Source organism: Pseudomonas sp. S2_C03 (genome assembly GCF_054668405.1).
In genome coordinates this window covers 112,208-126,680 of the sequence record NZ_CP162766.1, presented here as the reverse complement: position 1 = coordinate 126,680, position 14,473 = coordinate 112,208, and the positions used below count along the sequence as shown (strand labels likewise).

The window sequence follows — 14,473 nt, the reverse complement described above, 5'->3', positions numbered from 1 at the left end:
GCGCCCCGGCCAGTGCTTGGGTACAATTCCACGCTAATTTGATCGAGTATCAGGAACACTACATGATCGCTTGCCTGCGGCTGTTTACTGCCCTCTGCCTCGCTGCCCTACTGGCGGCCTGCGCCAGCTCGCCGTCCTCCAGCCTTGACGAAATCCCACGGACCGCGGATGCCAGCATCGAGCAACTGCTCGATCAGGCTGCGAAAAGCAAAACGCCGGAACAAGCGGCACTGTATCGCTTGAGTGCAGCCGACCTGGCCTATCGCCAGGGCAATGCCGGCCAGTCCGCGCAAATCCTGCAACAGGTACCGGTCGAGCAACTCAAACCGGGCCAACAGGTGTTCGCCAACACCCTGGCGGCTGAACTCGCCATGACTCGCAACCAGCCAAAAGCCGCGCTAACGGCCCTGAACCACCCGAGCCTGCAACAACTGGCCGAACTGCCGGTCGAGCAACAGGTTCGGACCGGCACGGTGCGCGCTCGCGCCCTGGAAGCCGACGGTCAGACCCTTGCGGCCGCTCGTGAGCGCATCTTCATTGCTCCGATGCTCAGCGGCGAAGCAGCCAGTAAAAACCACGAAGCGATCTGGACACTGATCGCTTCGCTGCCGACCGACCAATTGCAACCGTCGAGCAACGACGACCTCGGCGGCTGGCTTGCCCTGGCGCTGGCGGTGAAAACCGCCGGCACGCTGGAACAACAGCAAGCGGCCATCGACCAGTGGCGCGCCCAGAACCCGAAACACCCGGCCGCCATCCAGTTGCCACAAGCGCTGACCAACCTCAAGGAACTGGCCAGCCAGCCCCTGAGCAAGATCGCCCTGCTGCTGCCACAAGACGGCCCGTTGGGCTCGGTGGGCAAAGCCCTTCGCGACGGTTTCATGGCCGCTCACTACCAGGCTCAACAGGCCGGCCAAAAGCCGCCAGCCATTGCCTTCTATGACAGCTCGCGCCTGACGTCGCTCGACGAGTTCTACCGCAAGGCGCAAGCCGACGGTGTGCAACTGGTGGTCGGCCCCCTGGAAAAGCCGCTGGTCAAACAACTCAGCACTCGCCCCCAATTGCCGATCACCACCCTGGCACTGAACTACAGCGAGGGCACGCAGGGTCCGGCGCAGTTGTTCCAGTTCGGCCTGGCTGCCGAGGACGAAGCTCGCGAAGTGTCTCGCCGCGCTCGCGCCGACGGCCTGCATCGCGCTGCGATCATGGTGCCGAAAGGCGAATGGGGCGATCGCGTGCTGCGCGCATTCAGCCAGGACTGGCAAGCCAATGGCGGCAGCATCGTGGCCACCGAGCGAGTCGATCAGCCGGTGCAACTGGCCCAGCAGATTGCCGACATGTTCCAGCTGCGCCAGAGCGAAGGTCGCGCCAAGAGCCTGCAAAGCACCGTTGGCTCGCAGGTGGCTGCCCAGCCTTCGCGTCGTCAGGACATCGAGTTCATCTTCCTGGCCGCCACGCCTCAACAGGCTCAGCAGATCAAACCAACCCTGAACTTCCAGTACGCCGGTGACGTACCGGTCTACGCCACCTCTCACGTGTTCAGTGCCAGCGGCGACGTCAACCAGTACAACGACATGAACGGCATTCGCTTCTGCGAAACCCCGTGGTTGCTGGAAGCCAACGACCCGCTGCGCCAACAAGTCACCGCGCAATGGCCACAAGCGGCAGGCAGCCTCGGTCGCCTGTATGCGATGGGGGTCGATGCCTATCGCCTGGCCCCGCGCCTGGGTCAACTCAAAGCCCTGCCAGACAGTCAGATCGAAGGTCAATCCGGCAGCCTGAGCATGACGCAGAACCAACGCGTCGTTCGTCAGTTGCCCTGGGCCGAGTTCGTCAACGGCCAGGTTAAACGCCTGCCGAACACCCCGCGCTGATGCCCGAGAGGTCACGCCAGCAACGCGGCAAGGATGCCGAGCGCCATGCGCTCGAGCATCTGCAACAACAGGGTCTGCGCCTCCTGGCGCAGAACTGGTTGTGTAAACGGGGTGAGCTTGATCTGGTCATGCTGGAGGGCGATACAGTAGTATTCGTTGAAGTTCGCTACAGAAAAAACACTCAATGGGGTGGCGCACTCGATAGCATCGATAAGCGCAAACAGCAGAAACTGATCCTTGCCGCGCAGTATTTTCTTCAGCGCGAGCCGCGTTGGGCCAATTCCCCTTGCCGTTTCGACGTGGTCGCCATCGACAGCGATCACGATGAGTTGAATTGGCTGCAGAATGCCTTCGACAGCTGATCACCTGCCCCGGACACCTACACCCAAATTTTGCTCTTTGCTTTGCGGGCTGCACATTCATGTGGGCCGCGCCAATTAAGGTCACACAGATGGACATGCAATCCCGAATTCGCCAGCTTTTTCAGGCCAGTATCGATACCAAGCAAATGGCGATGGACGTACTTGCACCGCACATCGAGCAAGCCAGCCAGGTCATGGTCAACGCCCTGCTCAACGAGGGCAAGATGCTGTCCTGCGGCAACGGCGGGTCTGCCGGCGACGCCCAGCACTTCTCGTCCGAGCTGCTCAACCGTTTCGAGCGCGAACGCCCGAGCCTGCCGGCCATCGCCCTGACCACCGATAGCTCGACGATCACCTCGATCGCCAACGACTACAGCTACAACGAGGTCTTCTCCAAGCAGATCCGCGCGCTTGGCCAGCCGGGCGATGTGTTATTGGCGATTTCCACCAGCGGCAACTCCGCCAACATAATTCAAGCGATCCAGGCCGCACATGATCGCGAAATGATTGTCGTAGCATTGACGGGACGTGACGGTGGCGGCATGGCGTCGCTGCTGTTGCCCGAGGACGTGGAAATTCGCGTACCGGCCAACGTCACCGCACGTATCCAGGAAGTCCACCTGCTGGCGATCCATTGCCTTTGCGACTTGATCGACAGCCAACTGTTCGGGAGTGAAGAATGACCCCTAATCGCCTTGGCCTTCTGGCCTTGACCCTGTGCCTTGGCATCAGCGGCTGCACCTCGGTGGTTAACGCCAGCCGGGAAGCACCTATCGATGACGACCGCGGCACACGTACCCTGGGCAGCAAGATCGACGATTCCCTGATCGACACCAAGGTCGGCGTGAACGTGCGCAAGGCCGACCCGGCCCTGGACAACGAATCGCACATCGTCGTCACCAGCTACAACGGCATTGTGCTGCTCGCCGGGCAAACCCCGCGCGAAGACCTCAAGGCCAAGGCCGAACAGGCCGCCGCCGCAGTGCAGCGCGTCAAAAAGGTCCACAACGAACTGCAAGTACTGCCACCGTCAGGCTTCCTGGCCCGCCAGAACGACACCTGGCTGACCTCGAAGATCAAGACGCAGATGCTCACCGACCCCAACATCCCGGGCTCTCGCATCAAGGTGGTCACCGAGAACGGCATCGTCTACCTGCTGGGCCTGCTGACCAAGCAGGAAGCAGCCCAGGCGACCAATCTGGTGCAGAGCGTTTCCGGCGTGCAGAAGATTGTGAAGTTGTTCGAATACATCGACTGATAGCTGTATTCCCATCCCTGTAGGAGCGAGCACGCTCGCGATGATAGCCCAGACACCGCGGGCCTTCAGACAGCCCGCGTCATCGCTAACGACCATCGCGGGCAAGCTCGCTCCTACGGGGGACTCGGGCACAAAAAAGGCGATCCATCTGGATCGCCTTTTTTTTATTTCACCACTTTCAAACTTGGACGACCGCTGGGACGCGGCGGTTCATCGTCCGGTGGAGGCAGGTCATCATCCGGCTCGATCTCGTCCTCGCCTTCCATAGGCGATTCCAGATCGAAGACCATGCCCTGGCCGTTCTCACGGGCGTAAATGCCCAGAATCGACGCGATAGGCACGTACAGGGTGTGAGGCACCCCACCGAAGCGCCCTTCGAAACTGACGGCTTCGTTGTCCATGTGCAAATGACGCACAGCAGCCGGCGATACGTTGAGTACGATCTGGCCGTCACTGGCGAAACCTTGAGGCACCTGTACCGACGGATACTCGGAATTGACCAGCATGTGCGGGGTGCAATCGTTATCCACAATCCACTCGTAGAGCGCGCGGACCAGATAAGGTCGACTGGAGTTCATAGCGGCTCCTTAAGCCTTAGCGCATATCGCGCTCGACACCAGACAGACTCGCCTGGAAAGTCTCACGCGCAAACTGGCGCTCCATGTAATCAAGCAGCGGCTTGGCAGGCCGCGGCAGTTCGATACCCAGAATCGGCAATCGCCAGAGTATTGGCAATAGGCAGCAATCCACCAGACTTTGTTCCTCACTGAGGAAAAACGGCTTGTCGGCAAACAGCGGCGACACGCCAGTCAGGCTTTCACGCAGTTCCTTGCGAGCGACAACGCGAGCAGCTTCCTTGGTTCGCGAATCCAGGATCAGATCTACCAGGCCACACCAGTCACGCTGGATACGATGAATCAGCAAACGACTGTTGGCACGCGCCACGGGATAAACCGGCAGCAAAGGCGGGTGCGGGTAACGCTCATCCAGATATTCCATCACCACGGTCGACTCCCACAATGCCAGGTCACGATCGACCAGGGTGGGCAGGCTTCCATAGGGGTTCACCTCAATCAGTTTAGGCGGCTGGCGGCCAGCTTCCACGTAAATGATCTCGGCGCTGACACCCTTCTCTGCCAGTACGATGCGCACCCGGTGGGAATAGTGGTCGGCGGGGTCGGAGTAACAGGCCAACCGATTGGTCACGCCCATGGCGGTCCTCCTCGCTTGTAGAATTTATCGAAAGCGGAAAAACGAGCGCGCCCAGAGGGCGCCTCCCGTAACGCCTGGATGACCAGGATCGTTACACTTTCAGAGGCGCCCTTGGGCGCGCGCGATTAACAGCAATTGCTTGAAACGTTATCAGTGCACGTCTTTCCAGTATTCGCGCTTGAGCAGGTAAGCGAATACAAAGAAGAACGCCAGGTACAGCAAGACATAAGTACCAATGCGCTGATGTTGCAACTTAACCGGGTTAGCCGAATAAGCCAGGAAGGTTACCAGATTCTTCACCTTCTCATCGAACTGCTCTTCGGTCAGAGCACCGCTCTTCGGCACGATGGTCAGCTGGTCGCACGCTTCATGAGTCAATGCGGTACCGGTCAGCGGATCATATTGCTTCTTGCCGTCTTCGACGATCTGCACTTGTTTGCAACCTACGACCTGGCGACCTTGCAGGCCCACCAGTACGTTAGGCATACCCACGTTCGGGAACACCTTGTTGTTCACACCCCAAGGACGCGCTGGATCTTCGTAGAACGACTTCAGGTAACCGTAGAGCCAGTCAGTACCACGAACGCGAGCCACCAGGGTCAGGTCAGGTGGCGCAGCACCGAACCAGGTCTTGGCGTCCGCCGGCTGCATGCCGATATTCATGTGGTCGCCGATCTTGGCGCCCGTAAGCACCAGGTTCGACAACATCAGATCATGGGGAATGCCCAGGTCGTCGGCAACACGTTCATAGCGCTGGAACTTGGCGCTGTGGCAGCCCATGCAGTAGTTGGCGAATGTACGTGCGCCATCCTGCATGGCGGCCTTGTCGGAAACGTCGATATCGACCTTTTCCAGCTCCGGACCACCATGTTCAGCCGCGAAGGACAGTACAGGCAAAGCAGCAAGAATCAGTACAGCAAATAGCTTTTTCATCAGCCAGTCACCCTATCCGGAACCGGTTTGGTCTTCTCGAGCCTGGTGTAGAACGGCATCAAAATGAAGTAGGCGAAGTACAGGAAGGTGCAGACCTGCGACAGCAACGTACGGCCAGGGTTTGGCGCCAGTACGCCCAGCACGCCCAGGATCACGAACGAAATGCAGAACACCCACAGCCAGATCTTGCTCAGCCAGCCTTTGTAGCGCATCGACTTGACCGGACTACGGTCCAGCCACGGCAGGACGAACAGGACCGCGATGGCCGCGCCCATGGCAATAACACCGAGCAGCTTGTCCGGAACCGCGCGCAAGATCGCGTAGAACGGCGTGAAGTACCAGACCGGAGCGATGTGCTCTGGGGTCTTGAAGGCGTTCGCCACTTCGAAGTTAGGCTTCTCGAGGAAATAACCACCCATTTCCGGGAAGAAGAACACGATCGAGCAGAAGACAAACAGGAACACCACGACACCGACGATATCTTTCACGGTGTAGTACGGATGGAACGGAATACCGTCCAGCGGGATGCCGTTTTCGTCTTTGTGTTTTTTGATATCCACGCCGTCCGGGTTGTTCGAACCGACCTCGTGCAGGGCCAGGATGTGCAACACCACCAGACCGAGAATCACGATCGGCAGGGCGACCACATGGAGGGCGAAGAAGCGGTTCAGGGTGATGCCGGAAATCAGGTAGTCACCACGGATCCACTGGGTCAGGTCGTCACCGATGACCGGGATCGCACCGAACAGCGAGATGATCACCTGGGCACCCCAGTAGGACATCTGGCCCCATGGCAGCAGGTAGCCCATGAAGGCTTCCGCCATCAGCGCCAGGTAGATCAGCATGCCGAAGACCCACACCAACTCACGCGGCTTCTGGTACGAACCGTAGAGCAGGCCACGGAACATGTGCAGGTAAACCACGATGAAGAACGCCGAAGCGCCGGTGGAGTGAAGCAGACGCAGGATCGAGCCGTACTCGACGTCGCGCATGATGTATTCAACGGAAGCGAAAGCCTCTTCCGCCGATGGGGTGTAGCTCATGGTCAGCCAGACACCGGTGACGATCTGGTTGACCAGAACGAGCAGTGCCAGGGAGCCAAAGAAGTAGAAGAAGTTGAAGTTCTTCGGGGCGTAATACTTGCTGAGATGGTCTTCCCACATTTTGGTCGCGGGAAAGCGCGCATCAACCCAATCCATGAACTTGCTCATCACGCTTTCTCCGTATCGACGCCAACGACAATGATCTCGTCGGACTCATAGGAATGCGGGGGTACTGGCAGGTTCAAAGGCGCAGGTTGCGACTTGTAGACACGGCCAGCCAGATCGTAGTGGGAACCGTGGCAAGGGCAGAAATAGCCACCTACCCAGTCTTTACCCAGATCCGCGGGCGCCACTTCCGGACGGAAGGTTGGCGAGCAACCCAGGTGCGTGCAGATGCCGATCAGCAGCAGAATCTCGGGCTTGATCGAACGCACTTCCGGATCGACATAAGTCGGTTGAACAGAGTTCTTGGAGGTCGGGTCAGAGAGCTGGCCCTCGATCTTTTTCAGATTCCCCAGGATTTCCTCAGTACGGCGGACGATGAACACCGGCTGACCGCGCCACTCAGCAACCATCTGCTGGCCTGGCTCGATTTTGCTGACATTCACTTTCACCGGTGCACCTGCAGCTTTCGCCTTGGCACTGGGAAACCATGACCCCACGAACGGGACCGCAGCCCCCACCGCTCCTGCAGCACCCACCACGGATGTGGCTGCTACCAAGAAGCGACGCCGGCCTGCATTCACGCCGTCATTGCTCATTCAGTCCTCTCCCATCAGCTTTGTGGCCTGTTAAATCAGGCATCTACTAAATAAAACTATGTACTTATAAAAATTTTGCCGAATGGTAATGAAAAGCCCCAATCCTGACAAGGTAATTACCGAAGGGCTCCAGTGCCAAGCCTTGCAGTATAGGGGCTCTACGGATGTGGCACGTTGTCACAGAGCAATTCTTTGTTAAATCGCGCACATAAAAAAACGCCCAGCTCCGTAAGGGGCTGGGCGTTCTTTTTGAACGAGAAAGCGAATTAACGCTTCGAGTACTGCGGACGCTTACGCGCTTTACGCAGACCGACTTTCTTACGTTCAACTTCACGGGCGTCGCGGGTAACGAAGCCAGCTTTGCGCAGAGCGCTACGCAGGGTTTCGTCGTAGTCCATCAGAGCGCGAGTGATACCGTGGCGGATTGCGCCAGCTTGACCACTTACACCACCGCCGATCACGGTGACGTAGATGTCGAACTTCTCGACAGTCTCGGTCAGCTCCAGCGGCTGACGAACTACCATGCGGGCAGTTTCGCGACCGAAGAAGGTTTCCAGCGAACGGTTGTTGATGGAGATGTTACCAGTACCCGGACGCAGGAAAACGCGTGCGGTTGCGGTCTTGCGACGGCCAGTGCCGTAATTTTGAGTCGCCGACATAATGAACTATTCCGTTAAATCTTCAGTTCTTGGGGCTGCTGAGCAGTATGAGGGTGTGCAGCGCCCGCATAGACTTTCAGCTTACGGTACATGTCGCGACCCAGCGGGTTCTTAGGCAGCATGCCTTTGACCGCGGTCTCGATCACGCGCTCAGGGGCCTTGGCGATCAGCTTTTCAAAGTTGATCGACTTGATGCCGCCCGGGAAACCGGAGTGGGAGTAGTACATTTTGTCAGTGGTTTTAGCACCGGTAACACGGATCTGCTCGGCATTGATAACGACGATGTAGTCGCCGGTGTCAACGTGAGGAGTGTACTCAGGCTTGTGCTTGCCACGCAGACGGCTCGCGATTTCGGTGGCCAGACGACCCAGGGTCTGACCAGCAGCGTCGACGACAAACCAGTCGCGCTTTACTGTTTCCGGTTTAGCAGTAAAAGTTTTCATTCTTTATAGCCTCAGGGGCCGCCCTGTAAATTAGACGGCGGATCTTACTGAATAGTGCGTACTTTGACAAGTCAAAGGCAGCCGGATACAGACGCTTTCGGGGGCTCGGGTCGGCGCGTCCGTTCAACGGCAAGATTCTTCGGCGGCGGCGCATCACTTCCACTGCAGAAAGAGGTGCGCAATTATGCAGATTGCGAAAAATATTTCAACCTGCTTTTATGATTGTTTTGCCCAAGGAGCACCCGATGGACTATCGCCAGCTAGGCCGTACCGATCTGAACGTCAGCGCCCTCTGTCTCGGAACCATGACCTGGGGTGAGCAAAACAGCGAAGCCGAGGCCTTCGCCCAGATCGAGCGGGCCAAGGGCGCCGGTATCAACTTCATCGACACCGCCGAGATGTACCCGGTGCCGCCCAAGGCCGAGACCTACGCCACCACCGAGCGCTACATCGGCAACTACTTCAAGAGCCGCGGCGACCGTGCCGACTGGATTCTGGCCAGCAAAATTGCAGGCCCCGGCAACACCATCGACTACATTCGCGATAAAAACCTGCGCCACAACCGCCAGCACATCACCGAGGCGGTGGACGCCAGCCTCAAGCGCCTGCAGACCGATTACATCGACCTCTATCAGTTGCACTGGCCGGAACGCAGCACCAACTTCTTCGGCCAATTGGGCTACAAGCACAAGATCGAAGCTAACCTGACACCGCTGGAAGACACCCTCGAAGCACTGGACGAACAGGTCAGGGCCGGCAAGATCCGCCACATCGGTCTTTCCAACGAAACGCCCTGGGGCACCATGCGTTTCCTGGCGCTGGCCGAAGCCCGTGGCTGGCCGCGTGCGGTTTCGATCCAGAATCCGTACAACCTGCTCAACCGCAGCTTTGAAGTCGGCCTGGCGGAAATCGCCATTCGCGAACAATGCGGCCTGCTCGCCTATTCACCGCTGGCGTTCGGCTTCCTCTCGGGCAAGTACGAAGGGGGCGCCCGCCCGCCGAAAGGTCGCCTGAGCCTCTACAGCCGCTTCAGTCGCTACTTCAATCCACAGTCCGAAGCGGCGTGCAGCCGTTATGTCGCCCTGGCCCGTGAACACGGCCTGGACCCGGCGCAAATGGCCCTCGCCTTCGTGACCCAGCAGCCATTCGTGACCAGCAACATCATCGGCGCCACGACCCTGGAGCAACTGGACAGCAACATCGCCAGTTTCGACCTGAAGCTGTCGGATGAGGTGTTGGCGGGGATCGAGGCGATTCACAAGGATCATCCGAATCCAGCGCCGTAACGGGCCTTTAGCTCCTATCGCGAGCAAGCTCGCTCCTACAGGTTTTCGGGTGAAACACAGATAGCGTGAACACCAAAAAACCTGTGGGAGCGGCGGTGCGACGATTCCACAGGGCCAGGAAAATAGATCAAAGCGCCCGAGCAATGATCTCCTTCATGATTTCATTGGTCCCCGCATAAATGCGCTGCACCCGCGCATCCGCCCACGCCCGCGCGATTGGGTATTCCCACATGAAACCGTAGCCGCCATGCAACTGCACGCATTCGTCGAGCACCTTGCATTGCAGGTCGGTCCCCCAGTACTTGGCCATCGCCGCCGTCGGCACATCGAGTTTGCCCTGCAAGTGCAACTCCAGGCAGCGGTCGACGAAGACCCGGCCAATCTGGATTTCGGTGGCCATTTCCGCCAGTTTGAATCGAGTATTCTGGAAATCGGCAATCGACTTGCCGAACGCCTTGCGATCGCGGGTGTAGTCCAGCGTCCACTGCAACGCCGCTTCAGCTGAAGCCAGGCCACCGATCGCCACGGTCAGGCGTTCCTGTGGCAACTCCTGCATCAGGTAGGCAAAGCCCATCCCCGCCTGCCCCAACAGGTTTTCCTTGGGCACGCGCACGTCCTGAAAGAACAGCTCCGAGGTGTCCTGCGCCTTCATCCCGACCTTTTCCAGGCGCTTGCCCTTGTCGAAGCCTGGCGTTCCGGCCTCGACCAGGAACAGGCTGGTGCCCTTCGCGCCGGCCTTCGGATCGGTCTTGGCGACGACGATCACCAGGTCCGCCAGATAGCCATTGGTGATGAAGGTTTTCGAGCCATTGATCACATATTCGTCGCCATCGAGCACGGCGGTGGTCTTCACCCCTTGCAGATCGGACCCTGCGCCCGGCTCGGTCATGGCAATCGCCGTGACCATTTCTCCAGAAACCAGTTTGGGCAAGTACTTGTGCTTCAGCGCTTCACTGCCGTAGTGCAGGATGTAGGGTGCGACGATGTCCGAATGCAGGGAAAAACCGATGCCGGTCAAACCGAGCCGTCCCACTTCCTCGATCACCACCGCACTGTAGAGAAAATCTGCGCCCAGCCCGCCGTAAGCCTCCGGCAAGTGCGAACAGAGCATCCCCGCCTCCCCCGCCTTGTTCCAGAGTTGACGGTCGATATGCCCCTGCTTTTCCCATTGTCCGTGGAACGGCACGGCCTCTTTTTCGAGGAAGGTGCGCACGCTGTCGCGAAACAGTTCGTGCTCGGGACTGAACAAGGTTCTGGGGATCATGGGGCACCTGTCGTTATTGTTAGAGGATTGATTTCCAGAGACTAAGGCGCAGGACCGATACAGGACACTGGACACATCCGACAAAAAATAAGACGATCCAGCCGTCTGGTGACCACTTTCCCCTATAAGAATAAGTTTGAATTATGTCTAACCAAGCCTCCACGCCCTTGCGGCGCGTCAGCATCCTGGCCATCGACCGGGTTTTCGCTACCACCCTCATGCAAGCCAAGGATTTTTTCCACCTGGCCAGCCTGCGCTATGGCAAACAACTGGGCCAGGGACTGGTACCGGCGTTCGAAACACGCCTGGTCAGCCCCGACGGCAAGCCGGTGAACAGTTTCAGCGACGTGATCATGCCCGTTGATGGCAGTCTCGAAGACGCCGACGTGATCATCCTCCCGGCGTTTTGGGACGACTTCGAAACCCTGTGCCAACGTTATCCACAGGTGCTGCCCTGGTTGCGCCAGCAACATGCGCGTGGTGCGGTGCTATGCGGCGAAGCCACCGGTGTGTTCTGGCTGGCCGAGGCAGGCTTGCTCAATGGCAAGGAAGCGACCACCTACTGGCGCTTCTTCAACGCCTTCGCCGAGCGTTACCCCAGGGTTCACCTCAACCAGGACAAACACCTGACCGACGCCGACAACCTGTACTGCGCAGGCGGCACCACCTCGGCGTGCGATCTCTACATCTACCTGATCGAACGCTTCTGCGGCGCCAACATCGCCCAGGCCGTGGCTCGCGACATTCTCTATGAAGTACAGCGCAGCTATTCCCCGGGCCGCATCGGCTTTGGCGGGCAGAAGCTGCATCAGGACGTGATCATCCTGCAGATCCAGCACTGGCTCGAAGAGCATTTCGCCGACAAGTTCCGTTTCGAAGACGTCGCCCGTGAACACGGCATGAGCATCCGCAACTTCATGCGTCGCTTCCAGACGGCCACGGGCGACAAGCCGCTGCATTACCTGCAACGACTGCGCATCGAAACCGCCAAGGGCCTGCTGTCCGGCAGTCGCAAGAGCATCAAGACCATCAGCTACGAAGTCGGCTACGACGACGCGAGCTTCTTCGCCCGCTTGTTCCGCCAGCACACGGAACTGTCGCCCAACCAATACCGCCAGCAGTTCCAGCAGGCGGCGTAACCAGACGGGGCCGGACGACTGTTTTCCCACAAAAAAAGGGAATGCGCGACGGCACGGCCACCGACTTTACTCACAGACAACGGCCTCTGAAAGCACCAGCATCTTCCGGGTATTCACCCTCAAGGAAGATCGCCAGTGACCATTGGATCAAGTTACGAATACCCCGCGTCCGTCAGCCGCGACACCACCCGCAGCAAACGTACCCCGCCCTCCAAATGGGCCGGGCGCTTTCCCAATCCGCCTGACCTGTGCTTCGACTATCGCGCCCTAGTCGAGCAGGAACACGGCATTGCCCAGGCCACCGACCCGCAACACAGCATTTGCATCATCGGCGCCGGTATCACTGGGCTGACCGCCGCCAGGGAGCTGTATCGCTCAGGCTTCAGGCGGATTTCGCTCATCGAGCAATCCCGGCGCATCGGCGGAAGACACCGCACGGTGCCAGGCAGCCCGCATTCCACGCGAAGCCACACCCCTTTCGAGATGGGCGCCATGCGCATGCCCTTTTTCAACCGTACCGACGAGCCACCGACCCAGGGCCGCTCGTTGATGGCCTACTACACCCAGTTGTTTGACCTGGCGTTTTCAGACTTTGCCAACCCCGGCAGCCCCGGGGTCCGTTCGACCGGCATCTACATCCGGGAGGGCAGTGTGGGCAACGGCCCGGCGCCGCAGATGTTGATCTGGAAGAATCCGGACGGCCAAACCCCGCCGCCCGGCGACGAGCTGCAAAGGGTCTACGGCAAATGGAAAGCCTTTGCCGACCGTCTGACCCGCCACGTTGCCCAGGTGTATGGCCACCCGGAATGGGAGGCGATGTGGGCGGCCATCGTCGCGCAATACGAGCGGGTGTCGTTTCGCGATCTGGTCAGTCGGCCAGCCCTGACCCACTGGGATCAGCGCTCACCGGGGGACTTTGGCGGGATGGGCATGTCCGCCGAAGAGTCAGCGATTTTCTACGCCATTGGCATCGGTGACGGCAGTTGGGGCGCCTTTTACGACGTCTGCTGCCTCTATCCCCTGCGCACGGCGATCTTCGGGTTCAGCAGCCAGCTGCAACTGATCCACGGGCGAGTTGACGCCAAGGGAGATCCCCTGGAGGCACCCTACCTCCAGGGGAACCCCGTGGTGGATTCCCGAGGACTGACTTTTGTGCGGCCTCGCTATATCGGTCTCGCCGCGCTGAGCGAATGCCTGATGTTCATGAAGATCGCCGAAACCGGGAAGTCCGTCCATGAACACAGCCTTGAATCAATGAACGGTCTGCTGACAGACAGCTCCGTGACCCGACTCAAGAAACTCGCCAACGGCAAGACCCGCGTTTATTTCAATTGGCAGCACAGTCAGCCCGACCAGAGCCGGCAGCTCTTCGATGACTTTGATTCGGTGATCATGACCCTGCCGTCCTGGTTGATCGAAACCCGCATCCAACTGGAAGGTTTCACCCCCCAGATGCTGCCATTCGAAACGATCAATGCCTATAAAACCGCACACTGGGAAACCAGCTGCAAAGTGTTTGCGCCATTGAAGAAAACCTTCCTGTCGAAAAACACCCTCATCCCCCAGGCCATCGTTACCGACAGTTTCATCCACGACGTCTACACCTACCGCTATAACGAGCACTACAGCTACGACTGCATCCTGTTGAGTTACACCTGGGAGGACGACGCCACCAAGCTCGCCGCCTTCGGCGACAAGGAGCTGGTTGCCCGCTGTGTCACCGAACTGGACCGCATCCTCATGAATGCCAGCAATATCCAGGAAAAAATCTCGCCCTACATCGGCCTCGACCAGGCCGTAGTGCAACGCTGGATGACCGATCGCAATGCCTTGGGATGCGCCAAGCTGTATCGCCCTGGCGCCTATCAGGACGCCGTGCGCCTGATGAGATACAACCGGGATTTCGGCCACGTTTCCGGCCTGTATCTGTGCGGCGAATCGTTTTCCGTGGATGCCGGCTGGACCGAGCCGTGCTTTCGGGGCGCCGTGGATGCGGTGATCCACATCTGCCACAAGACCGCCGCGACCTTCAACGGCGGCTTTTCCATCAACGACCTGCCCCACTACCAGCTCAAAGCCTGACGACCCCGTCCCAGAGCCACTCACGCCAGTGTGCTGGCTCTGCCCCACACCCTCGGTACCCCCCCGGTTAAAAATTCCCCATACATATTCGGATTGGGCCTACAACCCTCGCGGAATCCGCCGACTGTTTCTCGCTCGCCATTTCAACACCTAATAA

Annotated in this window: 15 protein-coding genes; 7 read left to right on the top strand and 8 right to left on the bottom strand. The window is 59.0% G+C overall.

What is annotated here, in order from left to right:
• Positions 1-62 precede the first annotated feature (62 nt).
• From AB4N64_RS00635 to AB4N64_RS00620, 4 genes are all read left to right on the top strand, one after another.
• Positions 63-1,874, top strand: coding sequence for a penicillin-binding protein activator (locus tag AB4N64_RS00635; protein WP_460121061.1), 1,812 nt, complete (start codon positions 63-65; stop codon positions 1,872-1,874).
• On the top strand, positions 1,874-2,236 hold the full coding sequence (locus AB4N64_RS00630) for a YraN family protein (protein WP_460121058.1): 363 nt from the start codon (positions 1,874-1,876) through the stop codon (positions 2,234-2,236). Before AB4N64_RS00635 ends, AB4N64_RS00630 begins: the two co-directional genes overlap by 1 nt.
• An 89-nt stretch (positions 2,237-2,325) precedes the next feature.
• Positions 2,326-2,919 (top strand): phosphoheptose isomerase, encoded by a 594-nt coding sequence (locus tag AB4N64_RS00625; RefSeq protein ID WP_368555245.1) that lies wholly within the window; start codon positions 2,326-2,328, stop codon positions 2,917-2,919.
• Positions 2,916-3,494 carry a BON domain-containing protein gene (locus tag AB4N64_RS00620; protein WP_460121056.1) on the top strand — a complete coding sequence of 193 codons (579 nt, stop codon included), beginning with the start codon at positions 2,916-2,918 and terminating at the stop codon, positions 3,492-3,494. The genes AB4N64_RS00625 and AB4N64_RS00620 overlap by 4 nt, the downstream gene beginning before the upstream one ends.
• A 164-nt stretch (positions 3,495-3,658) precedes the next feature.
• Here the strand turns inward: AB4N64_RS00620 and AB4N64_RS00615 are convergent, their stop codons facing one another.
• From AB4N64_RS00615 to rplM, 7 genes are all read right to left on the bottom strand, one after another.
• Positions 3,659-4,072, bottom strand: coding sequence for a ClpXP protease specificity-enhancing factor (locus tag AB4N64_RS00615; RefSeq protein ID WP_460121054.1), 414 nt, complete (start codon positions 4,070-4,072; stop codon positions 3,659-3,661).
• Between the two features lie 16 nt (positions 4,073-4,088).
• A complete protein-coding gene (locus AB4N64_RS00610) occupies positions 4,089-4,706 on the bottom strand; it encodes a glutathione S-transferase N-terminal domain-containing protein (protein WP_460121052.1) in 618 nt (205 codons plus the stop codon).
• Between the two features lie 150 nt (positions 4,707-4,856).
• Positions 4,857-5,639 (bottom strand): cytochrome c1, encoded by a 783-nt coding sequence (locus AB4N64_RS00605; RefSeq protein ID WP_460121050.1) that lies wholly within the window; start codon positions 5,637-5,639, stop codon positions 4,857-4,859.
• A complete protein-coding gene (locus AB4N64_RS00600; protein ID WP_460121048.1) occupies positions 5,639-6,850 on the bottom strand; it encodes a cytochrome b in 1,212 nt (403 codons plus the stop codon). The genes AB4N64_RS00605 and AB4N64_RS00600 overlap by 1 nt, the downstream gene beginning before the upstream one ends.
• A complete protein-coding gene (petA, locus tag AB4N64_RS00595) occupies positions 6,850-7,443 on the bottom strand; it encodes a ubiquinol-cytochrome c reductase iron-sulfur subunit (protein ID WP_368555251.1) in 594 nt (197 codons plus the stop codon). The genes AB4N64_RS00600 and petA overlap by 1 nt, the downstream gene beginning before the upstream one ends.
• A gap of 266 nt (positions 7,444-7,709) precedes the next feature.
• Positions 7,710-8,102: a 30S ribosomal protein S9 gene (rpsI, locus tag AB4N64_RS00590; RefSeq protein ID WP_119427677.1), complete on the bottom strand. Its 393-nt coding sequence runs from the start codon at positions 8,100-8,102 to the stop codon at positions 7,710-7,712.
• Between the two features lie 14 nt (positions 8,103-8,116).
• A complete protein-coding gene (rplM, locus tag AB4N64_RS00585; protein ID WP_003228062.1) occupies positions 8,117-8,545 on the bottom strand; it encodes a 50S ribosomal protein L13 in 429 nt (142 codons plus the stop codon).
• A 245-nt stretch (positions 8,546-8,790) separates the two neighbouring features.
• On the opposite strand from rplM, the gene AB4N64_RS00580 reads away from it, so the two are divergent.
• Positions 8,791-9,831, top strand: a complete 1,041-nt coding sequence (locus tag AB4N64_RS00580) for an NADP(H)-dependent aldo-keto reductase (RefSeq protein ID WP_460121045.1) — start codon at positions 8,791-8,793, stop codon at positions 9,829-9,831.
• A 127-nt stretch (positions 9,832-9,958) separates the two neighbouring features.
• On the opposite strand, the gene AB4N64_RS00575 is transcribed toward AB4N64_RS00580, so the two are convergent.
• Complete coding sequence (locus tag AB4N64_RS00575) at positions 9,959-11,095, bottom strand: acyl-CoA dehydrogenase family protein (RefSeq protein WP_460121043.1); 1,137 nt, start codon at positions 11,093-11,095, stop codon at positions 9,959-9,961.
• A 242-nt stretch (positions 11,096-11,337) separates the two neighbouring features.
• Here AB4N64_RS00575 and AB4N64_RS00570 point away from each other — a divergent pair, with 242 nt between their 5' ends.
• Both AB4N64_RS00570 and AB4N64_RS00565 read left to right on the top strand, forming a co-directional pair.
• Positions 11,338-12,234 carry a GlxA family transcriptional regulator gene (locus tag AB4N64_RS00570; RefSeq protein WP_460126556.1) on the top strand — a complete coding sequence of 299 codons (897 nt, stop codon included), beginning with the start codon at positions 11,338-11,340 and terminating at the stop codon, positions 12,232-12,234.
• A 135-nt stretch (positions 12,235-12,369) separates the two neighbouring features.
• A complete protein-coding gene (locus tag AB4N64_RS00565) occupies positions 12,370-14,316 on the top strand; it encodes a flavin monoamine oxidase family protein (RefSeq protein ID WP_460121041.1) in 1,947 nt (648 codons plus the stop codon).
• Positions 14,317-14,473: the final 157 nt, after the last annotated feature.